A 24,258-nucleotide genomic window follows, 5' to 3' on the forward strand; every position below is an offset into this window, starting at 1 on the left:
GTATGGTATACCATAAGACAGCGAGGCAAAAGGGGAACTGCTCCGAATGCCTCAGCCGACCCGACCACCGAGGATTCGATGAAGCCGGCCATCCGAAAAATCGTCACCCATGTCGAAAACACGCTGATTGAAGGCGGCAAGGCGGCTCCCCGGCCGCTGCGCCTGGTCGGCGTGGCGGCAGTGCTCGACAATCCCTGGGCCGGGCGCGGTTTCACCGAGGACCTTTCTCCCGAGATCCGCGCCTATGCGCCGGTTCTGGGGGAGATGCTGACCCATGAAATCCTCGCAGTTGCCGGATCCGGCGAAGCGATCGAAGGCTACGGCAAGGCCGCAATCTGCGGCACATCAGGCGAGATCGAGCATGCCTCGGCGCTCATCCACACGCTGCATTTCGGCAACCACTATCGGCGTGCCGTCGGCGCCAAGACCTATCTTGCCTTCACCAACCTGCGCGGCGGGCCGAACACGCCGATCATGATCCCGCTCATGGACAAGAACGATGAAGGCCGACGTTCGCACTACCTGACGGTGCACTTCCAGATCGGCGACGCGCCGGCGCCGGACGAGTTGGTGGTGGCGCTTGGCGCCTCGATCGGCGGACGACCGCATCATCGCATCGGCGACCGCTACCAGGATCTCAAGGAGGTCGGCGACCTGCATGGCTGAGCTGACGGACCGTGGCTGGCGTCGCGGAACGGCGCCTGACGGCACCGGTTTCATCCGTGCCGGATCCGGCGCGCCGGTCCTTCTCATCCACGGTGTCGGCATGAACGCGGCGATCTGGGCACCCCAGATCGAGCTGATGAAAAACAGATGGGATGTGATCGCAATCGACATCCTGGGACACGGCCAGTCGCCTTTGCCGCCCGAGGACGCCAGCCTTGCCGATTATGCCGGACAGGCAATTCGGCTTCTCGATCACCTTGGCCTGGATGCCGTCTCGATCGTTGGCCATTCAATGGGGGCGCTGGTCGGGCAGGAAATCGCTCTCAATGCACCCGAACGGGTTCGTAGCCTCGTCTCGCTCAATGCGGTTTTTCGCCGCCCGGCGGAGCTTGCGCAGGCAGTGCGCGAGCGCGCCGCCGAACTGAATGGCGCGGAAAACCCGTCGGGGACGGACGCAACGATCGCGCGCTGGTTCGGCAACCCGGTACCCGACAGCCTGGCCGAGGCGGCAAGGATGACGCGCGTAGCACTGCAAAGCGTCAGCTCCGAGGGCTATGCGCGCACCTATCGACTTTTCGCCCATGCCGATGCGGCGCATGGCGATCGTCTTTCCGGTCTCGCAATGCCGGCCCTGTTCATGACCGGCTCGCAGGACAGGAATTCCTCGCCTGCGATGTCGGCGGCGATGGCACGCCTCGCCCCGCGCGGTCGCTGCGTCGTTCTGGAGGGCGAACGACATATGATGGCCGTAGCCTCGCCTGACGTGGTCACACGGCGCATTGTCGATTTTCTCGAGAGCAACGACGGCGCAAGCACATCGGCGCGACCGGCAATGGACACAGCCTTCGACGCGGGCGAATTCAGGCGGGCGCTCGGTTCCTTCCTGACCGGCGTTACAATCGTCACCGCGATCGGGCCGGAAGGAGAGCCTCGAGGCTTCACCGCCAATTCGTTTACATCCGTTTCGCTCGATCCGCCGCTTGTGCTGGTCTGCATCGCCAAGAAAGCGCTGGGTCATCCGGTGTTTTCGACCTCGAAATGCTTTGCCGTCAACGTGCTCTCGGAGGAACAGCGAGCCGCGTCCGGCGTCTTCGCTTCGAAATCGCAGGACAAGTTCTCGGCTGTCGAGTGGCGCTTCGGCCCGACCGGCAGCCCGCTGCTCGCTGGATCGGTGGCGACGTTCGACTGTGACATGGAGCAATTGGTCGACGCCGGCGACCATTCGATCCTCATCGGCCGCGTTCGCGAATTCTCCCACAATTCATCGCAGCCCCTCGGCTATTGCCGTGGCGCCTACGTCTCGCCCGGCCTCAGCCAGGAAGCACTGGCGGCCGCGCCGCCCGACATGGAGGTCGGCGCCATCCTCGAAGATGAAGGCCGCGTGCTGTTCCTCGAAACCGCCGAGGGCTTGTTCGAACTGCCGGCGGGCCGAGGGCTCGGGGCACCCGGCGACACGCGAAGCCTTAGGGGACGCCTCGCTGCGAAAGCCATCGAGGCTCATCTCGGATTCCTGTTTGCGGTCTGGGACGACGCCGCAAGCCCATCGCGAACGCACGTCTACTACCGCGGCACGGTAGCCGCGCCCCACTCCAGCGATCGCCAGGTCCGGCTCGTCGACATCGACAGGATTGCCGGACTGAACATCGCCGACGCTGCCGTGCGCTCGATGCTCGCCCGCTATGTTCGCGAATGTCGGGAGGATGCGTTTGGAGTCTATGTCGGCAACGAGGTCGAAGGTGAAATCCGTCCGCTCGCCAAGCCGGTAGCAATCAACACTTCCAGTCCGGGTCAACAGATATGAAGTTCTCGCTCTTCGTCCATATGGAACGCTCGGACCCGGCAAAGCCGCATGCCGACCTCATCGATGAGCTTGAGGAACTGGTCGTGATGGCCGAGGCGGCAGGCTTCGAGACGGCCTGGATCGGCGAACACCACGGCATGGAGTTCACCATCTCGCCAAACCCGTTCATCAACATCGCCTATCTCGGCGCCAGGACGAAGCGCATCCGGCTCGGCACAGGAACCGTCATCGCGCCGTTCTGGCATCCGATCAAGCTCGCCGGCGAGGCAGCCATGACCGATGTCGTCACCGGCGGCCGGCTCGACATCGGCATCGCCCGCGGCGCCTACAGCTACGAGTACCAACGCCTGTTCCCTGGGCTCGACGCCTGGGGCGCGGGCCAGCGCATGCGCGAGATCATCCCGGCCATCAAGGGCCTCTGGGAAGGCGATTTCGAGATGTCCGGCGAATTCTGGTCGTTTCCCTCGACCACCTCGTCGCCCAAGCCGGTGCAAAAGCCGCACCCGCCGATCTGGGTGGCGGCGCGCGATCCGAACTCGCACGACTTCGCCGTCTCCAACGGCTGCAACGTCCAGGTGACGCCGCTCGCCTCCGGCGACGACGAAGTAACCAGCCTGATGGAGCGCTTCAACGCGGCGTGCGCGGCGCATCCCGACATGGCCCGCCCCGAGATCATGCTGCTGATGCACACATTCGTTGCCGAAGACGCCGCCGATGCGGAGCAACTGACGAGGGACCTGTCGCTGTTCTACTGCCAGTTCGGCGCGTGGTTCCAGAACAAGAAGCCGGTTCGCCAAGGCATATTGGAAGCGCTCTCCGACGACGAGATCGGAGCCATGCCGCAATATGCGCCGGACAAAATCCGACAGAACCTGGTCATCGGCGAAGCCGAAGAGGTGATCACCCGGCTTAAGGCATATGAGGCGCTCGGCTATGACCAGTACTCGATCTGGATCGACAGCGGTCTGCCGCACGAGCGCAAGAAGAAGTCGCTGCAGCTGTTCGTCGACAAGGTGATGCCGGCCTTCGGTCATGGGAGGCCGCAATGACCCTTGTGGCCTTCAGCAACTTCATAGATGGGGCGTTCGATACGCCGACAGCCACCTTCGAAAGCATCGATCCATCAACCGGAGCGCCCTGGGCGACGATGCCCGCCGCAACCGAGGCCGATGTCGACCGCGCCGTCGAGGCGGCGCACCGGACGCTGCACTCGGCCGCGTGGGCCTCGCTGACGGCGACGGCGCGCGGCAAGCTGCTGGTGCGCCTCGGCGACCTGGTCGTCGCCAATGCCGGCCGCCTGGCCGAACTGGAAACGCGCGACACCGGCAAGATCATCCGCGAGACCCGCGCCCAGATCGCCTATGTCGGCGACTATTATCGCTACTATGGCGGGCTTGCCGACAAGCATGAAGGCTCGCATGTGCCGATCGACAAGGCCGATATGGACGTCACCATCCGGCGCGAGCCGATCGGCGTCGTCGCTGCCGTCGTGCCGTGGAATTCACAGCTCTTCCTTTCGGCCGTCAAGCTCGGCCCGGCGCTGGCCGCCGGCTGCACGGTCGTCCTGAAAGCCTCGGAGGATGGTCCAGCGCCGCTGCTGGCCTTCGCCGAACTCGTTCATGAGGCCGGATTTCCCGCCGGAAGCGTCAACATACTGACCGGGTTCGGACACGATTGCGGCCGGCGCCTGACAAGTCATCCGCTGGTTTCACGCGTCGCCTTCACCGGCGGACCTTCGACCGCTCGCGCTATCGTCCGCAACACGGCGGAAAATCTCGCCTATACGACGCTGGAGCTGGGCGGGAAAAGTCCAGTTGTCGTTTTCGCCGACGCCGACTTGGACAGCGCGGCCAACGCGGTGGTGGCCGGGATTTTCGCAGCGTCTGGACAAAGCTGCGTCGCCGGCTCCCGGCTGCTTGTCGAGCGTTCGATAAAGGCCGAGTTCCTGGACAGGCTGAAGCACAAGGCCGAGGCCATCAAAATTGGTGATCCGCAGGATCCAGCCACCGAAATGGGACCGCTGGCAACGCCACGTCAGCGGGAATGGATCGAGAAGATCGTTGCCGAGAGCCTCGCCAATGGCGGGACGTTGGTCACCGGCGGAAAAAGGCCCGACAATCATCCGCACGGCTTCTACTACGCACCGACCATCATCGATGCCGAGGATTCAGCGCTGCCCTGCGTGCGCGAGGAATTGTTCGGTCCGGTGCTCAGCGTTCTCACCTTCGACACGGAGGCCGAAGCCTTGGCGCTTGCCAATGACACGCCGTTCGGCCTCGCCTCGGGCGTGTTCACCACCAATCTCGCCAAGGCGCACCGCATGGCGCGCGACATCCATGCCGGCGTCGTCTGGGTCAACACATACCGCGCGGTTTCGCCGCTCGTGCCGTTCGGCGGCTACGGTCAGTCGGGGCTCGGCCGCGAGGGCGGGCTCGACGCCATCCGCGACTACACGCGCCCGAAATCCGTCTGGATACGGATATCCGACGAGCCGATCCCGGACCCGTTCGTCATGCGATGAGGCAATCGCGCAATTCATAAAAACAAGAACCAGACAACCAACAGAGGAGAACGACATGAAACTGATTTTGACCGGCATTTTGGCCGGACTCCTGGCAGCCACCGCCGCACGGGCCGATGAAATGGTGTTCACCAGCTGGGGCGGAACCACCCAGGAGGCGCAGACCAAATCCTGGGCCGCTCCGTTCGAAGCCAGTTCCGGCATCAAGGTCCTGCAGGACGGCCCGACCGACTACGGCAAGCTGAAAGCCATGGTGGAAGGCGGCAGCGTCGCCTGGGATGTCGTCGATGTCGAAATGGATTTCGCCATCAAGGCGGCCAAGGACGGCCTGCTCGAGCCGATCGATTTCAACGTCGTGCCGAAAGCCGATCTCGATCCTCGCTTCACCACCGAGCATGCGGTCGGCAGCTTCTACTACTCCTTCGTTCTTGCCTGGAACAAAGGGGCGGTGTCGGCCGAACCGGCGGGCTGGGCCGACATGTTCGACCTGACGAAATTTCCCGGCAAACGCACTTTCTACAAATGGTCGGCGCCGGGCGTCATCGAGATTGCGCTGTTGGCCGACGGCGTGCCGGCAGACAAGCTCTATCCGCTCGACCTCGACCGGGCGTTCAAGAAACTCGACACGATCAAATCGGAAATCGTCTGGTGGGACAGCGGCGCGCAGTCGCAGCAGCTGATCGCCTCCGGTGAAGCAGCCTTCGGGCAGCTCTGGAATGGACGGGTCTTCGCCCTCGAGCAGGACGGCGCCGATGTCGGCGCATCCTGGAAACAGAACATGACTGCCGCCGACGTGCTCGTCATCCCCAAGGGTTCGAAGAACAAGGCGAGCGCGATGAAGTTCCTGGCCACAGCGACAAGCGCGAAAAGCCAGGCCATGTTTGCCGAAGCAAGCGGCTACGCCCCCATCAACACGGCAGCCAAGGCCGAAATGCCGGCCGAGGTCGTCAAGTCGCTGCCGGACGCCTATGTCGACGGGCAGATCAACCTCGACATGAACTACTGGGCTGAAAACCGCGATAAGATCGCCGAGCGCTGGTACGCCTGGCAGGCCAAATAGCCGCCGACCTCACCCATGAACCGGCGGGGCGTCGCTAGGCGTCCCGCCTGAGCTGCCGGGATCATCGCCATGTCGGGCAATTTGCTTCATCGACAGCCAATCCTCCGAAGGCCCGACGGTATCGGCGGCGCCTTGCCGGCGCTGACCCTCATCACCCTGTTCTTCGTGGTGCCGGTTGTTGCGCTGCTGTTGCGCAGCGTGACCGAACCCGTGCCGGGCCTGCAGAACTACGCCACCCTGTTTGGCGACGGCACCTATGCGCGGGTCTTCTTCAACACCTTTCTGGTCGCCACCGTCGTCACCGCCGTAACCGTGATCGTGGCGTTTCCAGTCGCCTGGATGCTGGCGATCATGCCGCCTGCCCTCGGCTCGATCGTCTTCGGCATCATCATCCTGTCGATGTGGACCAATCTGCTCACCCGCACCTATGCCTGGATGGTGCTGCTCCAACGCACCGGCGTCATCAATCGGACGCTGATGGATATCGGCCTGATCAGCGAGCCGCTGCCGCTGATCAACAACCTGACCGGCGTTACCATCGGCATGGTCTACATCATGCTGCCCTTCATGATACTGCCACTGGTCGGAACGCTGCGCGCCATCGATCCGATGACGCTGCGCGCCGCCGCTCTGTGCGGTGCGAGCCCCTTCGACGCCTTCCGCCGCATTCTGCTGCCCTTGTCGCTTCCCGGAATCGCTGCAGGCGGCCTGATGGTTTTCGTCATGTCGCTCGGCTATTTCGTGACACCGACGCTGCTCGGCGGCACCTCCAACATGATGCTCGCCGCAATGATTGCCCAGATGATCCAGTCCTTGCTCAACTGGGGGCTCGGAAGCGCGGCGGCTTTCATCCTGCTTTTGGTCACCATGGCGCTCTACGCGCTGCAACTGCGTCTCGTCGGCGCCAAGCGCATGACAGGAGGCATCTGAGATGCTGCTCGACTACGACCGGCTCGGCTGGCTGCGTGCAGCACTTCTGGGTTTCACCGGCCTGGTCGCGGCGTTTCTACTGCTGCCGGTTGTTTTCATCGTGCTTCTGTCGTTCGGGTCGTCGCGGTGGCTGGCTTTTCCGCCACCAAGCTGGACGCTGAAATGGTATGAGGAACTCTTCGCCGATCCGGCCTGGCTCGAAGCGGCGCTGACCAGCGCACGCATTGCCACCATGGCCGCGATTCTTGCCGTTCTCATCGGGCTGCTGGCTTCTTTCGCGCTGGTCAGGGGACAGTTTCGGGGACGCAACACGCTTCGCGGCCTGCTACTGACGCCAATGGTGCTGCCGGTCGTGGTCTTCGCCATCGCCATCTATGCATTCTTCCTGCGGATCGGGCTCGGCGGAACCACGGCAGGCTTCGTCATCGCCCACACAGTCCTGGCACTGCCCTTCGCCATCATTCCGATCACTGCGGCACTCGAAGGTTTCGACAAATCCATCGAGGATGCGGCGATCGTCTGCGGCGCAAACCCCTTCGAAGCAAAACTCCGGGTCACCTTGCCGGCGATCAAGATCGGGATCTTCTCGGCGGCGATCTTCGCCTTTCTCGCCTCATGGGACGAGGTGGTGGTCGCAATCTTCATGGCAAGCCCCACCTTGCAGACCTTGCCGGTCAAGATCTGGGGCAGCCTGCGCCAGGATCTCAGCCCGGTCATCGCTGCGGCCTCCAGCCTTCTCGTTCTTCTGACGCTGAGCCTGATGATCGTAACCGCACTCATTCGGCGGAAATTGTCGAAATGACCGAACCGTTCCTCTCCATTCGCGACCTGCGCAAGGCGTTCGGCAGCTTCGTCGCCGTACACGATGTCACCATCGACATACCCAAGGGCGAGTTCCTGACCTTTCTCGGCCCTTCCGGTTCTGGCAAATCGACGACGCTTTATGCGATCGCCGGCTTTCAGCACCCGACATCCGGCGACGTTCTTCTCGAAGGCAGGTCGCTGCTGTCGGTGCCGTCGCACAAGCGCAATATCGGCATGGTGTTCCAGCGCTACACGCTGTTCCAGCATCTCACCGTCGCCGAGAACGTTGCCTTTCCGTTGCGCGTGCGCCGCCGTCCGGACGCAGAGGTGAACCGAAAAGTCGCCGAGATGCTGTCGCTGGTACGGCTCGAGAATTTCGGCGGCCGATATCCTGGCGCGCTTTCCGGCGGACAGCAGCAGCGCGTGGCGCTTGCCAGGGCGCTGGCCTACGATCCGCCGATCCTCCTGATGGACGAGCCGCTTTCGGCGCTCGACAAGAAGCTGCGCGAGGAGATCCAGGCCGAGATACGGCGCATCCATCGCGAAACCGGCGTAACGATCCTTTACGTCACCCACGATCAGGACGAGGCGCTGCATCTTTCGGATCGCATCGCCCTGTTTCGTGACGGGCGCATCGAGCAGATCGGCAGCGGTGAGGACCTCTATCTGAGACCTGCGAGCGAATTCGTCGCCAGCTTCATCGGAAATTCCAATTTCCTGCCGGCCGAGCATCTTGAAACCGTCGACGGCGCCGCCACGATCCGCCTCGCCGATGGCTCGGTCGTCTCCGGTGTCAGGAACGATCGGGAGTTCAGCCAAGGCCAGAAGACCCGGCTGATGGTGCGGCCGGAAGCGTTTCGGCTGAGACCCGGCGCGGCCACGGCCGGGCTTGCGGTCGAATTCATCGACACCGCCTTCTTCGGCGAGCGGCGGCGCGTCATCGCACGCACCGCCGCCGGCCAGGAGATCGACGTCAGGCCGACATCCGACATGGCGCGAGCACAGGAGGGCATCGCCTCGAGCAGACAGATTTATTTCGATCCCGCCGCCGCATTTCTGTTTCCGGCCTGACAGACGACCGTTCGACCTCAGTGCGGCGGATCAGCCGGCGCCTCGATGGTGACGCTGTATTTGGCGGTGATGGCCACGACCTTTGCCATCTCCGGCGTGCCGGCGGCAGTCGCGGCGTCCAATTCCGCGAACATCTGATCAAGGCCGCAACTCGGTGCGCAGAAGACGAGCACGCGAGCTGGCTTGTCGCCGACATTGCGGATGGCATGGCGCCGGCCGCGTGCGCCGAAGAAGAAGCCGCCGGGCGCAACGCGACGGGGCGCGGACTCGCCCTCGAATTCGATGACGAGTTCGCCGCTCAGCACATAAAAGCCTTCATCCTCTCGGGCATGGATGTGCGGTGGCACTCCCGCGCCCGGCGGAACCACGGACTCCCAGAGCGAGAAGGACCCGGCGGTCTCGGCGCCGGTGGCCTTGTAGATATGGGTGATGCCCAAAACGTTGAGCGTCGAGCCGGCCGCAGGCTCGCGCACGAACGCTTCGGCCGATACAGCTTTTGCATTCATCGTCGATCTCCTTCGTGGTTCGGGTCGCTCACCAGGAGATAGGCCTTGCCGGCAAAATCGGCGAGGTACGAGTGGCCGTGGGCAGCAATTTTCGCAGCAGCAATGCGGAGATGCTGCGGTTGCCGCGCCCGACGGCATCGGCTGGGCGGCGGCTTGAAATTTCCTCGGTCTCGCCCACGTACTGAAGCTACGCTGGCGTTACGCCGGCTTTCACCCGCGATAGCTGGAGCATCCGATGCCGAGCCGCCGCTATGCCATCCTTGAAGCGCCGTCCTCGCTGGGTCTGGCGACCGACGGCGTTGAAGCCTTGCCCGGTCGGCTGCTGGAACTGGGCCTCGCCGAACGCATCCATGCGCGCCGCGCCGGGCGGCTGGCGGTCCCGCCGAAAGACCCGAAGCCCGACCCTGCCACCCTGACGCTGAATGCCAAGGCGATCGCGGCGTGGTCACCCAAGCTCGCCGACGCCGTGGAGGAGGTGCTGCACGCCCGCGAATTCCCGGTGGTGCTGGGCGGCGACTGTACGATCCTGCTGGGTCCGATGCTGGCGCTGCGCCGGTGCGGCCGCTACGGCCTGTTCTTCATCGACGGCCACGCCGATTTCTTCCAGCCGGAAGCGGAGCCCAACAGCGAAGGCGCGTCGATGGAGCTGGCCTTCGTCACCGGCTACGGGCCGGCGCTACTGACCGGATCTGGAGGGCCGCCGCCCGTTGGTGCGCTCCGGGGACGTCGTCGCCTTCGCATTTCGCGACCACGAGGACCAGGCCGAATTCGGCAGCCAGCCTTTGCCAGCCGAGTTCATGGCCTACGATCTGCACGCCATCCACCGCCTGGGCGTCGAAACCGCCGCCCGGGCCGCCGTTGGCCACCTGACGCGGGCGGAACTCGACGGCTTCTTCATCCATCTCGACGCTGATTGCCTCGACGATGCGATCATGCCGGCGGTCGATTTCCGCATACCGGGCGGGCTGTCTTGGGACGAACTGTCGGCGGCGCTCCGCATCATCCTGGCGAGCGGCAAGGCGGTCGGGATCGAGGTCACCATCTACAATCCGCGCCTTGACGAGGACGGCAGCGCCGGCCGTGGCCTCGCTGATGTCCTGGCCGCAGCTCTCGGCACAGCCGCGCCCGCTTGAGCGGACGGGAGCAATCTTGACCGTTGTGCTTCGACTTCGCCGCCACACGCAACGACCTGTCCCCTCCCCCAACGAAAATCCCGCGCCTTACCCGCCGCCCGGATGATGGCAAGCAACCAGGCGACCGTCGCCCGTGCTCTGCAGCAGCGGACGTTCGTTGCGGCACATGGAAGTGGCAGCCGGGCAGCGGGTGTGAAACCGGCAGCCGGAGGGTGGGTTCATCGGGCTCGGCAAGTCACCCTTCAGGACAAGCCGCTCGCGTCGTGCCCGATCGATACTGGGTATCGGCACCGCGGAACGGAGTGCCGTGGTGTAGTGGTGCCTGGGCGCCGCAAAGACCAGATCGGTCGGCCCGCTCTCCACGACCGATCCCAGATACATGACGGCCACGCGCGTCGAAATCTGGCGCACCACGGATAGATCATGGGCGATGAATACATAGGTCAGGTTGAACTCCTCGCGCAGATCGGCCAGCAGATTGACGATCTGGGCCTGGATCGAAACGTCGAGCGCCGAGACCGGCTCGTCGGCCACGATCAGGCTTGGCCGGAGCGCCAGCGCGCGAGCAATGCCGATCCGCTGCCGCTGGCCGCCCGAGAATTCGTGGGGATAGCGCGACGCGTGCTCGGGGGACAATTCGACCCGGCGCAGAAGCTCGGCGACGCGGTCCGTCATTTCCGATGCCGAGATGCGCTCATGGATGCGGAACGGATCGGCCAGCAGATCGCCGACCCGCCGACGTGGATTGAGCGAGGCGCTCGGATCCTGAAAGACCATCTGCATCTGTCGCCGCAACGGACGGAGCTGACGCTGGGACGCGTCGGTAATGTCGCGGCCCTCGAACTCCAGAGAACCGGAGGTGATATCGGTCAGACGCACCAGGCATCGGCCAAGAGTGGATTTACCGCAACCTGACTCCCCGACGATGCCAAGCGTTTCCCCGGGCCAGATGTCGAGCGATACCGTGTCGACCGCCTGGACCGTCCGGCGCTGCGCCGGGAAAATCGAGCGGCCGACGTGATAATGCTTCGAAAGGTCTCCGGCGCGAAGTAGCGGGCGCTCGCGTGGCGCAGCACTCATCGTTGCATTTCCACGCCGACAGCCTTGTGGATGTTGAATTGCTTGCGTCTGGCTTCCGGTAATACGCAGGCGGCGCGATGGCCGTCGCCACGCATTGTCGGGATCTGGACCAGGCAGGCATCGTGGCGAAAGGCACAGCGCGGACCGAAGGCGCAGCCTTTCGGCAGGTTGGAGAGGGAAGGCGGAGCTCCCGGAATCGCGGCGAGCCGTGCCGGACGCTCACCATCCATCGGCGGGATCGAGCCGAACAGGCCCCAGGTGTAAGGATGCAGCGGCGTTCGGAACACGCTGCTCTTGCGGCCCTCCTCGACGAAGCGTCCGCCATACATGACCAAGACCCGATCCGCGACCTGGGCGACGACGCCAAGATCGTGTGTGACCAGGATCACCGCCGAGCCGAACTGATCGCGCAGCCGTCCGATCAGTTCGAGGATCTGCGCCTGCACGGTCACGTCCAGGGCCGTGGTCGGTTCATCCGCGACAAGCAGCGCCGGGTTGCACGAGAGCGCCATCGCAATCACCGCACGCTGGCGCATGCCGCCGGAGAGCTGGTGCGGATAGCCGTCGACGACCCGATCAGGATTGGCAATGCCGACCGCATCCAGCAACTGCACCGCCCTCGCCCGCGCCGCCCGCGCCGACACTTTCTCATGCGCACGCACCTGCTCGCCGATCTGGTTGCCGATCGTGTGCACCGGGGTGAGCGCCGACATCGGATCCTGGAAGATCATCGCGATCTGGCGGCCGCGAATGGCATCGAGCGCCCGCCGGTTGAGCCCGACGAGCTCCTGCCCCATGAAGCGGATTGAACCGGAGACGACGGCATTGGGGCTGTCGATCAGCCCCATGATGGCCAGCAAGGTCTGGCTTTTGCCGGAACCGGACTCACCGACGACCCCGACGATCTCCCGCTGCTCGACGGCAAACGAGACGCCTGCCACAGCCCGCACCAGCCCCGCGTCGCTGCGGAAGGATACGGTGAGACCCTCGACGACGAGAAGGGGAGCGTCAACGGACATCGCGAGCCCTCGGGTCGATAAAGACGAAGACGACGTCGACGACGAAGTTTGCCATCACCACGAAAAACGAGGCGTAGATCACCGTGGCAAGGATCATCGGCAGGTCGAGGGTCTGCAGTGCCTCATAGGTCAATTTCCCGACGCCCTGTAGCCCGAAGACCACTTCGGTCAACAGCGCGCCGCCGCCGACCAAGGCACCGAAATCGAGTCCGAACATGGTGACGAATGCCACCAGTGACGTCCTGAGGCCGTGATGCAGCAAAACCCGCCGCTCGCCGATCCCCTTGGCCCGCGCGGTGCGGATAAAATCCTCCTGCATCATCTCGATCAGGCTCGCCCTCAGCACCCGTCCGTAAAGGCCGACATAAAGCGTCGCCAGCGTGAACCACGGAATGACGAGCGCCTTGAACCAGCCCCAGGGGTCCTGTGTCAGGGGGATGTAGCCGAGCGGAGGAACCCAGGAAAACAGCCAGGTGTCATGCCAGCGGCTCTGTGTCAGCAGATTGGCGACCTCGCCGAGCCAGAAGACCGGAACGGACACTCCAATCAGGCTCAGGATCATCAGCGCCCGGTCGATGAATGTGCCGCGCGTCGCGCCGGCGATCACCCCGACGATCAGTCCGCCGAGCACCCACAGCACCGCCGCGCCGCCGACCAGCGACAGCGTAACCGGAATGGCGCCTGTCACCGCAGGAATCACGCGCTGCCCGCGATTGACGAAGGAGGTGAGGTCGCGGCTGACGAAAAGCCGATTCATCATCAGCCCGTACTGCACCGGCAATGGCCGATCGAGACCGAAATCGTGGCGGACCTGGACCAATGTCTCCTGGGACGCGTTGCGGCCGGCAATGCGCGCCGAGGGATCGGCACCGGGCGTGGCGAAGAAGATCAGGAAAGCGACGACGCTGATGCCGAACATGACCAGCACCATCTGGCCGAGCCGAAAACTCATGGCGGCAAGCACTAGATGCCCCTCGGCGAGGATTTCGGATCGAGCGCATCGCGCACGCCGTCGCCGAGAATGTTGAGAGCCAGCACAGTGATGACAATGGCAAGCCCGGGCGCCAGCGCCACGATCGGCCTGGAATAGAGCAGGCCCTGACCGTCCTGGATGATCGTGCCCCAACTGGCGTCCGGCGGTTGCACGCCGATCGACAGAAACGACAGCGAGGATTCGGTCATCATGTTGAGTGCCAGGATCAACGGCACGAAAACGATGATGCGCGTCACCACATTTGGCATGATGTCGCGCAGCAGGATGCGCCAGGGCGACGCGCCAAGCCCGATCGCCGCGGTGACGAATTCGGCCTGCATCAAGGTCAGGACATGGCCACGGATCGGCCGTGCCACATAGGGCACATAGACGATGCCGATGATGAAGATCGGCAGCCACAGGCTGCCGGAGCGGATTTCGAACGGACCGATCTGGATGCTCTGCGCGATCAGCACGATCGACAGGGAAATCGCCAGCAGGAAAACCGGGAACGCCCAGAGCACGTCGAGAATGCGCGACAGGCCGACATCGACAATGCCGCCGAAGAACCCGGAAACAACTCCCAGAAAGGTCGCCAGGACGAGGCACAGCACAGCTGCAGCGCCCGAGATCAGCAGCGAATCCCGCCCGCCATAAAGCAGTCGCGCCGCGACGTCACGGCCCTGATTGTCGGCGCCGAGCAGATACGGCCCGATCCGCCAGGTCGGCCCAATCGGCGTCATGCCGAGGCCAAGGCCTTCGGTGGAAGCCTGCAGTACCGGCTGGGTCACCCCATCGATGACGAGTTCGCCGTTGAGATTGGTGACGAACGGATCGGTGTGGGCGACATATTGCGCATAAAGCGGCGCCGCCAGCGAAGCGATCACGATGACGACGAGCATACCGAACGCCGCTATTGCCGAACGATCGGCTTTAAGCTTGCGCCATGCCGTGCGCCATGGACCAGCGGCGGCCTGGCGGACCGGGGCGGCAGGCTGGTCCGCAATGACATTGACCATGAACGGGGGACCATAAACGGGATTACCTGGCAAAAATCTCGACCTGGAAGATGCGCTGATCCGGCGGAAAAGGAAATGCGACGGAGCGCCGGTGGCACTCCGTCGCATTGGCTCGAGGGGATCATTCGACCCAGGACTGGCTGACGATCCAGTAGAATTGCGGGCTGAAGGTGAAGTTCTTCAGCCTGGAAGAGACGACATCGACCCGCTTGGGTGTGAACAAAACAGCGACCGGGGCCTTGTCCGTCACCGCCTTGTCGATGGCCGTCCAGAGTGTTGCGCCCTTGGCTGGGTCGGCGATGGTGGCTGTCTCTGCTTCGGCCATCGACGCGTCGATCGATTTGTCGCAGAACCCGGAAATATTGACCGAGGCGTCCGAGCCCGGCGTGAATGAGGCACAGCTGAACAGCACTTCCAGAAAATTGGATGGCGCCGGGTAATCCTGGAACCATTGCGAGACCGAGATCTGCACCTTGTTGTTGGTGTTCTGGATGTAGGTGAACTGGATGTTCTGCGAGATCGGCTTGACCGATGTCTTGTAGCCGAGCTGGTTGAGCACGTCCTGCAGATAGACCCCGATCGACTTCGAGACGCTGCTGTCCTCGGTGATGATCGTCACCTCCTGACCAGCAGTTCCCGATTCAGCAACCAGTTGTTTGGCCTTGTCCATATCCGGCGCCGACCACTTTTCGCCCGGATTGGCGGTGAATGGGCAATAAGGCGCGAATGACGGGAAGCCCGGCGGCAGGATCTGGCAAGCCGGCTGCGCCAGATTGCTGCCGCCAAAGAGCTTGATGATCGCGGCCCGGTCGATGGCGAAGTTCACCGCCTGGCGAACACGGATGTCGTTGAACGGCGCCAGATTGTTGTTCATCGGCGCATACCACATCGCCATCAGCGGATGCACCGTGACCTGCTTGGCATATTTGGTGCCGAGTTCGCCGAGACGGTCCGCCGGCGGCGGATCGAACATCCAGTCCGCCTGCCCGTTCTCGACCGCCGTCACCGCCGCTTCGTCGGTGAGGCCGAATTCATAGTCGATCTCGTCGGGATACCCTGCCGGCTGGGCTTCCTTGCTCCATTCCTTGAAGTGAGGATTGCGCACCATTTTCATCAGCTTGTTCGGGTCATAGCTCGCGATCATGTAGGGCCCAGTGCCCGGGATCGGATCAGTGCCGGCATCCTTGAGCGGCGCGCCCGCCGGCAGGATCGCCGCGTGCGGAATGGCGATCTTCTGCAGGAACTCGGCATCCGGCTGGACCAGGTTGAAGGTGATCGTTCCGGCTGCGTCGTCAACCGACAGGCCGCCATCGAGGGTGCATGTCGCCGGGGTTTTCAAACACGCGTCGGCGCCGACGATGCCGTTGTAGAAGGTCCCGGCCGTCGGCCCGCTGATCTTGAAGATGCGCTGGAACGAAGCCACCACATCCTTGCTGGTGACGTCCGAGCCGTCGGCGAACTTGATGCCTTTGCGCAGCTTGAAGACGTAGGTCTTGCCGCTGTTTTCGACCTTCGGCAGGGTTTCGGCGAGGTCCGCGACCACCTCGAAGCCGGTCTTGTCGCCGGCCTTTTTGTAGGTCACCAGACCATCGTAGAGAATATAGTTCATCTGGAAAAACTGCAGCGTGTAATTGATATGCGGATCGGCGGTGCCGGCAGCGGCGTTGGCCAGCAAGCGGAGCGTGCCGCCAAGCTTGCCTTCCGCGGCCAAGGCACTGCTCGGCGGCGACACGATCGTCATGCCGAGCAGAGCCAGGCCGGGTATCAACGCTGCAAGTGCCTTTTGGGGTCGCATGGCTGTGTTTCCTCGTGGAAAGCGTGTCGACTGGCCACGCTATACGCAATCGACGACCGCGGCGTGGCTGGAAATGATCTGGGTCGCGGGTGGTCTCCGCACCTTCGCCCAATCGCAAAAGACTACGACCAGCGAAGCCGAGCAGGATAGCTATTAAGATAGATAGGTCGGAGAGGCCAGCCTTAAGCCTATTTATTGGGCACGCGGGTGACATGGCTATTTGACAAGCAATGGCTGGCGGGTAAGCTTGTCGCATGCAGGGCTTTTCAGGCGATCTAGAGAGCCGGTTCCGAACGGGAATGAGCATCGACGCCGCCATGGCGGTGGCGACCGATGTGCTGGAGCCCGTCGGTTTCACCTCATTCATCTATGACTATACGCCCGTGCCGGTCAGCCATGAGGGCGACCTGATCACCCCGTCGCTGATGGCTCTGCACAACGTGCCGCGCGACATGCAGGATCTCTGGTGCAAAGGCGGCTATTATCAGCTTGACCCGGTGCAGGAAGCCGCGCTCGCCGTATCGAGGCCGTTCCTCTGGTCGCACAAGGGCGTTCAGAGCACCGTCATGCAGCATGTGCTTCGGTCCAGGCATGATCCGGTGATCAGCTATCTGCTCGATACCAGGATGACCTGCGGCGTCACCGTGCCCATCCGTCTTGCCGGTGGGGATCTGGCCACCTTCACCGCGATCCGCGCCGACCCAGAGCCAGGGTTCGAGGCCGAAGCAAGGCAGTTAATCGCCGAAATCGGCGATCTGGGCCATCTCTTGCACGACTCCGTCTACGCCGGTTTCGATGCCGGCATCCGCACCTGCCCATACGTCCACCTGACGTCGCGCGAGCGCCAGTGCCTGCGCCTCGCCGCCGCCGGACTGACGGCCAAGCAGGTCGCGCGCGAGATTGGCCGCGCGGTGCCGACAGCAACGCTGCATCTCAACGCGGCGACACGCAAGCTTGGCGCGCGCAACCGCTTCCACGCCATCGCGCTGGCTGCCCACTACCGGCTGCTCGAGCCGGAGCATTGAGGCTCTCCGCCTGAGGGCTCCTCCCGCCACGGCAAACCTATAAATAGTGCTAGCTGTAAATGCGCCGGGCCGCTTAGTACCGTCGGCCGCAAACAAGGCTTGGGAGGGTCCGTCACTTTGGTTCCTGCCGCGCCATGACCCGGAGCTTGGAACTGTGACGGCACATGCGACCACCGAAGGATTCAGCGACTACCGGGGCTACCGCACCTGGTATCGCGTGATCGGAGATCTCAACTCGGGCAAGCTGCCATTGGTCATCGCTCACGGCGGGCCGGGCTGCACCCACGACTATGTCGATTCATTCAGGGAGCTTGCCGATACCGGGCGGGCCGTCATCCACTACGATCAGATCGGCAACGGCAAGTCGACCCATCTGCCCGACAAGGGCGGCGACTTCTGGACCGTCGATTTCTTTTTGGGCGAACTCGATGCGCTGCTCGTTCACATTGGCATTGCCGAGCGTTACGCCCTGCTCGGCCAGTCCTGGGGCGGCATACTTTCGGCCGAACATGCCGTGCGACGCCCTGCCGGGCTCAAGGCATTGATCCTGGCCAATTCGCTGGCCTCAATGGCGCTATGGGTGGAAGGCGCGCTGCAATTGCGCGCCGGGCTGCCGGCCGATGTGCAACTCGCGCTTGACCGGCACGAGGCAGCCGGGACCACGGATCACCCGGATTATGTTGCGGCAACCAAAGCCTTCTATGATCGCCACGTCTGCCGTGTCCTTCCGACGCCGCGGGAGGTCGCCCGAACATTTGCGGCAATCGACGCGGATCCGACGGTTTATCACACCATGAACGGACCCAATGAATTCCACGTCATCGGCACGATGCGGAACTGGACCATCGTCGAGCGCGTGCATCTGATCGAGGCGCCAACGCTGGCGTTCCGCGGATTCTACGACGAAGCGACCGAGGCCTGCGTCCAGCCCTTTCTCGATCATATTCCCGACGTCGAAGGCATGGTCTTCCCAAATTCCAGCCATATGCCGCATGTCGAGGAGAAGGACGACTGCCTCGCCGCCGTCGGACGCTTTGTCGCCAAATACGATTGAGGCCCATGCCCCACAGCGGCCTGTCTTTGCGCAAGCTGATTGTGCCGGGCTTAGCCAATCGAGTTGCGCGACGGAGCACAAAACTGCGCCGAAGGTCGGCTGGAATGAATCTTGCGTAGTTAGACCGGCCGCATCGGATCTGGCTCGAACATATGAACCTCATCAGCGTCGACATAAGAATGCTCCGATCGCTGCAGTGCGTCGCGGAAACCGGCAGCATTACTGAGACGGCGCGGCGCCTCAGCCGCTCGCAGCCCGCCATTACCCTGCAGCTACAGCGGCTCGACGTGATCTGCGGCTGCAATCTGTTCCGTCACGATGGGCGCAAAATGGTGCTCACTTCCGATGGCAGACTGGTGCTTTCTTATGCAAATTCGATCCTGCGTCTGCACGACGAACTGCTCTCGCGCCTCTCATCGCCCGATATCGAAGGTCAGGTGATCCTCGGCACCCCCGACCTCTACGCGGCCTATTTGTTGCCATCGATCCTTGCGGTATTCCAGCGTGCCTTCCCGCGCGTCCAGGTCCAGCTTCACTGCTCGCTGTCGACGCCGCTGGTCGGACAGGTCCATCGCGGCGAAATCGACATCGCGCTGGTCACGCGGATGAACGACTTCATCGGCGGGCGAGTGGTGCGTCAGGAACAGCTCGTCTGGATCACCGGAGAACACTCGACGGCGCATACCGAGACACCTCTGCCTCTGGCGCTGCTTCCGCCGGGCAACATCTATCGCGATCATGCGATAGAGCACCTCGAAGTGGCGGGCCGCTCATGGCGGATCGCCTGCGTGAGCGAGAGTGTCAGCGGGCTCCAGGCGGCGGTGTTTTCAGGCATGGCCGTAACCGTGCTCGGCCGCAGCGCACTCGTTTCGGGCATGCGCGAGATCGTGGCTAGCGGCGACTTTCCCACGCTGCCCAAAGTTGACCTGCTGCTTTACAAGGCGCAGGGCACGACCAAGCCGGCGGCCAAGGCGCTCTATGACTACCTGTCGCACTACCTCGATATTAACCGGGAGATCGGCGCTGTGGTGATGCCGGACATGCGCGAACCCGAATCCGAAAGGCCGCTCAACGAAGGTTGAGCGGCGGCCATTCCTCCGTCCAGGGTCGCACTTCCTCAAAGGCTCCCGCGAGAGCGATGATGGAAGTCTCGCGCATCCATGGTGCGATCATCTGAACGCCGATCGGCAGGCCCGAAGAATCACGTCCGCACGGGACCGTCGCGGCCGGCAGGCCGCACAGATTGACCGGCCACGTGAAAGGCGACCAGCCCAGATGCGCGTCGACCGGATGCCCGTCGATGCAGGACGTGCCGAGCGTGCCGGCCGCGAAGGCGGTAACCGCAACTGTCGGCGTAAGCATCACGTCGACGGTGCGGAACAGTTCGACGAATTGGTTCCGGAGCCGGGAGCGCAGATGCGTCGCCTCCATGTAATCAGCGCCGCTGTAGGTGAGGCCTTTGTCAAGAACGGCGCGGAACTCCTCGTCCGAGTCGAGAAATGCTTCCGCGCCGCGATCACCAACCGATGCCGCTTGTTCAGTGAAGGCGATCGGATTGAGCACCCTGTCGAGAATATCCGGGTCGAGGGCGAAGGGAACCTCGACGAGGTTGGCGCCGGCGGAGGCCAGAATGTCGAGTGCGGTGGCGAACGCCGCACGCACTTGCGGATCGACCGGCGCATACCCGAAATCGACCGAAAAAGCGACGCGCAGACCCATGACCGATGGCGGAATCCTGGAGTACTCCTGCGGCTTCAGGGCGAGCGAGGCGGCGTCGCGCACATCATAGCCCGCTATTGTCTCGAGCAGCAGAGCAGCGTCCGCAACCGTGCGCGCTATTGGACCGGTGTGCGCGAGCGATCCCCATGATGGCGGAAAGAAGCCGGGCGCGCGCGAAACGAGGCCGTAAGTCGGTTTAAGGCCGAAGACCCCGCAGAAGGAAGCAGGTACGCGGATCGAGCCGACGCCATCGGTTCCAATTGCCAGCGGACCGCAGCCGCCGGCGACGCCCGCAGCAGCACCTCCGCTGGAGCCGCCGCTGGTTCGCTCCAGCGACCAGGGATTGCGGGTTATGCCGCTGACGGGACTGTCGGCAGTGAGCTTGTAACCGGATTCGCAGGTGGTCGTTTTGCAGGTTACGATGGCGCCGGCGTCGCGTAGACGGCGCACGACATGGGCATCGACTGGCGGCACGAAGCCGGCAAATGAGGGCGCGCCCGCCTTCGCCGGCTTGCCGGCGACGAAGATGAGATCCTTGACGGTGACGGGAACCCCTGCCAGCGGGCGGGTTTCGGCGCTTTTTCGGTAACGCTGCGCGATCACCTTGGCTGCGGAAACAGCCTCTTCGTAGAGATCAGTCACAACGATATTGCAGACCGCATCCGTGCGGCGGAGCGCACACACCGTGTCTTCGATCACATCAACGGGGTCGAAACGGCCCGCCCTGTAGCCGGCGACCATGTCGACGGCAGAGAGACGCGCAAGATCGCCCGGCGCACTGGCTACGCCGACATTGACTGGAATCATGGTCATGAGCCCTCCCGGGCCGGACTCGCGCGGCCGAACCACGCCGGCCGACCGCTATTTTGTTGCACTTTCGTCGGCACTCCGGAGCGCTGCGGCGACCGCGCGTCGCGCCATGACCATTACGAGATTGGCGCGATATTCCCGATCCGCATGGATGTCCGAATTCAATCCCGACGGATCCAATGACACGCGGCTCAGCGCATCCGGATCGAACCGCTCCTGCAGCGCCGTTTCGATGTCGGTTGCCCTGAACACCGACGAGGCTGCACCGGTGACCGCGACGCGCACCTTTCCGGCCGTTCGTGCGACGAACACGCCGACAATCGCATAGCGCGATGCCGGACTGCGGAATTTCGCATACGCCGCCATGTCGGGAACCGGGACGCGGAAACCGGTGACGATTTCGCCAGCTTCGAGCGCAGTCTCGAACATATCGACGAAGAACGCGTCGGCGGGGATCGTCCGTTCGATCGTGATCACGGTTGCATCAAGAGCGAGGATCGCCGCAGGATAGTCGGCGGCTGGATCGTTGTTGGCGGCCGAGCCGCCGATCGTGCCACGATGGCGGACTTGCGGATCGCCGATGTGCGCGGCGAGCGAAGCCAGTCCAGGTATATGTGTCCGCACCAGCGCTGAGGAGGCGACGTCGCAATGGCGAGCCATCGCGCCGATGACCAGAACGCCTTCATCGAACGCTATCTCGCGAAGTGCTGCGACCGCCGAAAGATCGATGATCGCGACGGGCGCGGCTAGGCTTTGCTTCATGGTGGGCAGCAAGGTCATGCCGCCAGCTAGGATCTTGGCGTCGTCATGCTCGGCAAGCAGGGCAGCCGCTGCCACGGTCGTTGCAGGCTTCAGATAGTCGAAGGATTTCATCGAAGCCCCCTTATTCGGCTGCGAGCGCGGCGCGCGAATTGCGGATGATGTTCCAAATCTTGTTTGGCGTCGCAGGCATGTCGACATGGGTGACGCCCAGGGGCTGCAGGGCGTCGACCACGGCGTTGATAACGGCAGCCGGCGAACCGATAGTGCCGCATTCGCCACATCCCTTCACGCCCATCGGCGTGTGGGTGCATGTCGTTGAATGCGGGGCAACGACTATCGCCGGAAAATTGTCGGCACGCGGCATACAGTAGTCCATGAAGGACCCGGAGAGCAGTTGTCCGGAGCTTTCATCGTAGACACCGTGCTCGAACAGCGCCTGGCCGACACCCTGTACGATACCGCCCTGCAACTGGCCCTCGACGATCATCGGATTGATGATCGTGCCGACATCATCGACGGCGGTGTAGCGCTCCAGCGTCACCATGCCGGTATCGGGATCGATTTCGACCTCGGCGAAATGCGCGCCACCAGGATAGGTGAAGTTGACCGGGTCGTAGTAGGACTGCTCCTCGAGGCCGGGCTCAAGGGTTTCCAGCGGATAGTCGAAGGGCACATAGGCCGCGCCGGCGATCTCCGTGAACGTTTTCTTGCGATCGGTTCCGGCGACCGAAAACTCTCCCGCGTCGAACATGATATCCTCAAGATCGGCCTCGAGTTGGTGCGCGGCGATCTTGCGCCCCTTCAGGACCACCTTGTCGGCGGCTTTCGAGAGCGCCGCTCCGCCGACCACAAGCGAGCGCGAGCCGTAGGTGCCCATCCCGAACTGCACCTTGGCGGTGTCGCCGCAGACGATGTCGATGTCTTCGAACGGCACGCCGAGACGATCCGAGACGATCTGCGCGAACGTCGTTTCGTGGCCCTGGCCATGATTGTGGGTGCCGATCAGCACAGTGACCGCGCCGGTCGGGTGCACGCGCACCGTCGCGCTTTCGTAAAGCCCGCCACGTGCGCCGAGGCTACCGGCCAATCGCGATGGCGCCAATCCGCAAGCCTCGACATAGGTGGACAGGCCGAGGCCGCGATATTTGCCGCGGCCCGCCGATTCCAGCCGCCTCTGCTCGAAGCCATCCGCATCGGCGAGCTTCTCGGCCCTGTCGAGGCAGCCCAGCGGATCGCCGCTGTCATATTCGACGATGACCGGCGTCTGGTAGGGATAGGCCTCGGTCGGGATCATGTTGCGGCGGCGGATCGCGCGCTTGTCGATGCCCATCTCGATCGCCGCGACGTCGACCAGTCGTTCCAGCACGAAGGTCGCCTCTGGCCGTCCGGCGCCGCGATAGGCATCCACAGGAACGGTGTTGGTGAAGACCACCTTCACCGAGCAATGTATAGCCGGCATACGATAGACGCCCGATAGCAGCGGTGCGTAAAGGTTGGTCGGGATGTTTGGTCCGAAGGTCGAGAGATAGCCACCCATGTTGGCGAGTGTGCGCACCCTGAGTCCGAGAAACTTGCCACTCTCGTCGAGTGCCAGCTCGGCCTCGGTGAAATGATCGCGGCCTTGGGCGTCTGAGACGAAGCCTTCCGATCTCTCGCAAACCCACTTGACGGGTTGCCCGAGCTTTGCGGCGGCCCAGGTGACGACGGCTTCCTCGGCATAGTGGAACTGCTTGACACCGAAGCCGCCGCCGACATCGGGCGCCACGACACGCAATTTGTGCTGAGGAATGTGGAGCACCAATTCACCCATCAGGAAGCGGACCACGTGCGGAAATTGGCTCGTCGTCCACAGCGTGTGCTGGCCGGTCGCGAAATCATATTCCCCGATCGCCGCACGCGGCTCCATCGGATTGCCGATTAGGCGGTTGTTGACGAGTTCGATGCTGGCGACATGTGCCGCGTCGGCGAACGCGACCTCCACGGCAGCGGCATCGCCCAGCTCCCAGTCGCAGCACAGATTGTCGGGAATGTCGTCGTAGACGGCGGGCGCACCCGGCTGCAACGCGTCGACCACGCCGACCACGGCAGGCAGGATCTCGTACTCGACCTCGATCGCCTCGACCGCGGCGCGCGCCTGCTCCAGTGATTGCGCCACGACGAAGGCGACGGCATCGCCGACGTGCCGCACCTTGCCATGAGCGATCGGCGGGTGCGGCGGCTCCTTCATCGGCATGCCGTCCTTGCCGTGGATGCCCCAGCCGACCGGCAGCCCGCCGACATTGTCGGCTTTCAGGTCTTCGCCGGTATAGATCGCCGCCACGCCCGGCATGGCGCGGGCGGCAGTTGCATCGATCTCTCCAAGCCGGGCGTGCGCATGCGGCGAGCGCAGGAACGCGCCAAAAAGCATGCCCGGCCGCTTGATATCGGCGACATAGTTTCCGCGCCCGGTGACGAAGCGCAGATCCTCCTTGCGCTTCGGCGCCGCGCCGATGCCAACCACTTTTGACATG

20 protein-coding genes and 1 pseudogene are annotated in these 24,258 nt (G+C 63.6%); 12 read left to right on the forward strand and 9 right to left on the reverse strand.

Translation table 11 applies throughout. From position 1 onward, the window contains the following. The first annotated feature begins 78 nt into the window (after positions 1-78). From AC0L28_RS16665 to AC0L28_RS16700, 8 genes are all read left to right on the forward strand, one after another. Complete coding sequence (locus AC0L28_RS16665) at positions 79-666, forward strand: amino acid synthesis family protein (RefSeq protein ID WP_473478804.1); 588 nt, start codon at positions 79-81, stop codon at positions 664-666. Next, entirely contained in the window at positions 659-2,467 is a 1,809-nt protein-coding gene (locus AC0L28_RS16670) for an alpha/beta fold hydrolase (RefSeq protein WP_473478806.1), read from the forward strand. Before AC0L28_RS16665 ends, AC0L28_RS16670 begins: the two co-directional genes overlap by 8 nt. Further along, positions 2,464-3,516 carry an LLM class flavin-dependent oxidoreductase gene (locus tag AC0L28_RS16675; RefSeq protein ID WP_473478809.1) on the forward strand — a complete coding sequence of 351 codons (1,053 nt, stop codon included), beginning with the start codon at positions 2,464-2,466 and terminating at the stop codon, positions 3,514-3,516. The genes AC0L28_RS16670 and AC0L28_RS16675 overlap by 4 nt, the downstream gene beginning before the upstream one ends. Next, complete coding sequence (locus tag AC0L28_RS16680; RefSeq protein WP_473478811.1) at positions 3,513-4,988, forward strand: aldehyde dehydrogenase; 1,476 nt, start codon at positions 3,513-3,515, stop codon at positions 4,986-4,988. Before AC0L28_RS16675 ends, AC0L28_RS16680 begins: the two co-directional genes overlap by 4 nt. 55 nt (positions 4,989-5,043) lie before the next feature. After that, on the forward strand, positions 5,044-6,048 hold the full coding sequence (locus tag AC0L28_RS16685; RefSeq protein ID WP_473478814.1) for an ABC transporter substrate-binding protein: 1,005 nt from the start codon (positions 5,044-5,046) through the stop codon (positions 6,046-6,048). Positions 6,049-6,117: 69 nt separating this feature from the next. Next, positions 6,118-6,978 carry an ABC transporter permease gene (locus AC0L28_RS16690; protein ID WP_287309259.1) on the forward strand — a complete coding sequence of 287 codons (861 nt, stop codon included), beginning with the start codon at positions 6,118-6,120 and terminating at the stop codon, positions 6,976-6,978. A 1-nt stretch (position 6,979) separates the two neighbouring features. After that, a complete protein-coding gene (locus AC0L28_RS16695) occupies positions 6,980-7,780 on the forward strand; it encodes an ABC transporter permease (RefSeq protein ID WP_473478818.1) in 801 nt (266 codons plus the stop codon). Beyond that, the gene (locus AC0L28_RS16700; protein WP_473478821.1) at positions 7,777-8,853 is read left to right on the forward strand and encodes an ABC transporter ATP-binding protein; all 1,077 of its coding nucleotides are present in this window, start codon (positions 7,777-7,779) and stop codon (positions 8,851-8,853) included. Before AC0L28_RS16695 ends, AC0L28_RS16700 begins: the two co-directional genes overlap by 4 nt. A gap of 17 nt (positions 8,854-8,870) precedes the next feature. Here AC0L28_RS16700 and AC0L28_RS16705 read toward each other — a convergent pair whose 3' ends face one another. Further along, positions 8,871-9,359, reverse strand: a complete 489-nt coding sequence (locus AC0L28_RS16705; protein WP_473478824.1) for a cupin domain-containing protein — start codon at positions 9,357-9,359, stop codon at positions 8,871-8,873. 235 nt (positions 9,360-9,594) lie between these two features. Between AC0L28_RS16705 and AC0L28_RS16710 the strand changes: the two are divergent. Continuing rightward, positions 9,595-10,492, forward strand: a pseudogene (locus AC0L28_RS16710) (arginase family protein). Positions 10,493-10,579: 87 nt separating this feature from the next. Here AC0L28_RS16710 and AC0L28_RS16715 read toward each other — a convergent pair. The 5 genes from AC0L28_RS16715 to AC0L28_RS16735 form a co-directional block, all read right to left on the reverse strand. Beyond that, positions 10,580-11,572, reverse strand: a complete 993-nt coding sequence (locus AC0L28_RS16715) for an ABC transporter ATP-binding protein (protein ID WP_473478827.1) — start codon at positions 11,570-11,572, stop codon at positions 10,580-10,582. Then, the gene (locus AC0L28_RS16720; protein WP_473478829.1) at positions 11,569-12,591 is read right to left on the reverse strand and encodes an ABC transporter ATP-binding protein; all 1,023 of its coding nucleotides are present in this window, start codon (positions 12,589-12,591) and stop codon (positions 11,569-11,571) included. The genes AC0L28_RS16715 and AC0L28_RS16720 overlap by 4 nt, the downstream gene beginning before the upstream one ends. Next, the gene (locus AC0L28_RS16725; RefSeq protein WP_236370505.1) at positions 12,581-13,543 is read right to left on the reverse strand and encodes an ABC transporter permease; all 963 of its coding nucleotides are present in this window, start codon (positions 13,541-13,543) and stop codon (positions 12,581-12,583) included. Before AC0L28_RS16725 ends, AC0L28_RS16720 begins: the two co-directional genes overlap by 11 nt. An 11-nt stretch (positions 13,544-13,554) precedes the next feature. After that, the gene (locus AC0L28_RS16730) at positions 13,555-14,583 is read right to left on the reverse strand and encodes an ABC transporter permease (protein WP_473478832.1); all 1,029 of its coding nucleotides are present in this window, start codon (positions 14,581-14,583) and stop codon (positions 13,555-13,557) included. 121 nt (positions 14,584-14,704) lie between these two features. Then, positions 14,705-16,378 (reverse strand): ABC transporter substrate-binding protein, encoded by a 1,674-nt coding sequence (locus AC0L28_RS16735; RefSeq protein WP_128167571.1) that lies wholly within the window; start codon positions 16,376-16,378, stop codon positions 14,705-14,707. Between the two features lie 299 nt (positions 16,379-16,677). Between AC0L28_RS16735 and AC0L28_RS16740 the strand changes: the two genes are divergently transcribed. From AC0L28_RS16740 to AC0L28_RS16750, 3 genes are all read left to right on the forward strand, one after another. Further along, positions 16,678-17,403: a LuxR family transcriptional regulator gene (locus tag AC0L28_RS16740; protein ID WP_287171679.1), complete on the forward strand. Its 726-nt coding sequence runs from the start codon at positions 16,678-16,680 to the stop codon at positions 17,401-17,403. 154 nt (positions 17,404-17,557) lie between these two features. Further along, positions 17,558-18,457, forward strand: coding sequence for a proline iminopeptidase-family hydrolase (locus tag AC0L28_RS16745; RefSeq protein ID WP_473478836.1), 900 nt, complete (start codon positions 17,558-17,560; stop codon positions 18,455-18,457). A 152-nt stretch (positions 18,458-18,609) separates the two neighbouring features. Next, the gene (locus AC0L28_RS16750) at positions 18,610-19,539 is read left to right on the forward strand and encodes a LysR substrate-binding domain-containing protein (protein ID WP_023800431.1); all 930 of its coding nucleotides are present in this window, start codon (positions 18,610-18,612) and stop codon (positions 19,537-19,539) included. On the opposite strand, the gene AC0L28_RS16755 is transcribed toward AC0L28_RS16750, so the two are convergent. From AC0L28_RS16755 to AC0L28_RS16765, 3 genes are read right to left on the reverse strand one after another with little or no spacing between them, the layout of a single operon-like run. Then, the gene (locus tag AC0L28_RS16755) at positions 19,526-20,989 is read right to left on the reverse strand and encodes an amidase (RefSeq protein WP_473478839.1); all 1,464 of its coding nucleotides are present in this window, start codon (positions 20,987-20,989) and stop codon (positions 19,526-19,528) included. The genes AC0L28_RS16750 and AC0L28_RS16755 overlap by 14 nt on opposite strands. Positions 20,990-21,037: 48 nt before the next feature. Beyond that, complete coding sequence (locus tag AC0L28_RS16760; RefSeq protein WP_473478842.1) at positions 21,038-21,859, reverse strand: FAD binding domain-containing protein; 822 nt, start codon at positions 21,857-21,859, stop codon at positions 21,038-21,040. Between the two features lie 10 nt (positions 21,860-21,869). After that, positions 21,870-24,257 (reverse strand): xanthine dehydrogenase family protein molybdopterin-binding subunit, encoded by a 2,388-nt coding sequence (locus tag AC0L28_RS16765; protein WP_128167606.1) that lies wholly within the window; start codon positions 24,255-24,257, stop codon positions 21,870-21,872. Between the last annotated feature and the right edge of the window lies 1 nt (position 24,258).

The organism is Mesorhizobium sp. WSM4847, from assembly GCF_055811335.1.

Excerpts from the sequence above, each read along its gene's own strand:
- AC0L28_RS16665 (WP_473478804.1), top strand. The coding sequence starts at position 79 with ATGAAGCCGGCCATCCGAAAAATCGTCACCCATGTCGAAAACACGCTG.
- AC0L28_RS16670 (WP_473478806.1), top strand. The coding sequence starts at position 659 with ATGGCTGAGCTGACGGACCGTGGCTGGCGTCGCGGAACGGCGCCTGAC.
- AC0L28_RS16675 (WP_473478809.1), top strand. The coding sequence starts at position 2,464 with ATGAAGTTCTCGCTCTTCGTCCATATGGAACGCTCGGACCCGGCAAAG.
- AC0L28_RS16680 (WP_473478811.1), top strand. The coding sequence starts at position 3,513 with ATGACCCTTGTGGCCTTCAGCAACTTCATAGATGGGGCGTTCGATACG.
- AC0L28_RS16685 (WP_473478814.1), top strand. The coding sequence starts at position 5,044 with ATGAAACTGATTTTGACCGGCATTTTGGCCGGACTCCTGGCAGCCACC.
- AC0L28_RS16690 (WP_287309259.1), top strand. The coding sequence starts at position 6,118 with ATGTCGGGCAATTTGCTTCATCGACAGCCAATCCTCCGAAGGCCCGAC.
- AC0L28_RS16695 (WP_473478818.1), top strand. The coding sequence starts at position 6,980 with ATGCTGCTCGACTACGACCGGCTCGGCTGGCTGCGTGCAGCACTTCTG.
- AC0L28_RS16700 (WP_473478821.1), top strand. The coding sequence starts at position 7,777 with ATGACCGAACCGTTCCTCTCCATTCGCGACCTGCGCAAGGCGTTCGGC.
- AC0L28_RS16705 (WP_473478824.1), bottom strand. The coding sequence starts at position 9,359 with ATGAATGCAAAAGCTGTATCGGCCGAAGCGTTCGTGCGCGAGCCTGCG.
- AC0L28_RS16715 (WP_473478827.1), bottom strand. The coding sequence starts at position 11,572 with ATGAGTGCTGCGCCACGCGAGCGCCCGCTACTTCGCGCCGGAGACCTT.
- AC0L28_RS16720 (WP_473478829.1), bottom strand. The coding sequence starts at position 12,591 with ATGTCCGTTGACGCTCCCCTTCTCGTCGTCGAGGGTCTCACCGTATCC.
- AC0L28_RS16725 (WP_236370505.1), bottom strand. The coding sequence starts at position 13,543 with ATGAGTTTTCGGCTCGGCCAGATGGTGCTGGTCATGTTCGGCATCAGC.
- AC0L28_RS16730 (WP_473478832.1), bottom strand. The coding sequence starts at position 14,583 with ATGGTCAATGTCATTGCGGACCAGCCTGCCGCCCCGGTCCGCCAGGCC.
- AC0L28_RS16735 (WP_128167571.1), bottom strand. The coding sequence starts at position 16,378 with ATGCGACCCCAAAAGGCACTTGCAGCGTTGATACCCGGCCTGGCTCTG.
- AC0L28_RS16740 (WP_287171679.1), top strand. The coding sequence starts at position 16,678 with ATGAGCATCGACGCCGCCATGGCGGTGGCGACCGATGTGCTGGAGCCC.
- AC0L28_RS16750 (WP_023800431.1), top strand. The coding sequence starts at position 18,610 with ATGAACCTCATCAGCGTCGACATAAGAATGCTCCGATCGCTGCAGTGC.
- AC0L28_RS16755 (WP_473478839.1), bottom strand. The coding sequence starts at position 20,989 with ATGACCATGATTCCAGTCAATGTCGGCGTAGCCAGTGCGCCGGGCGAT.
- AC0L28_RS16760 (WP_473478842.1), bottom strand. The coding sequence starts at position 21,859 with ATGAAATCCTTCGACTATCTGAAGCCTGCAACGACCGTGGCAGCGGCT.
- AC0L28_RS16765 (WP_128167606.1), bottom strand. The coding sequence starts at position 24,257 with ATGTCAAAAGTGGTTGGCATCGGCGCGGCGCCGAAGCGCAAGGAGGAT.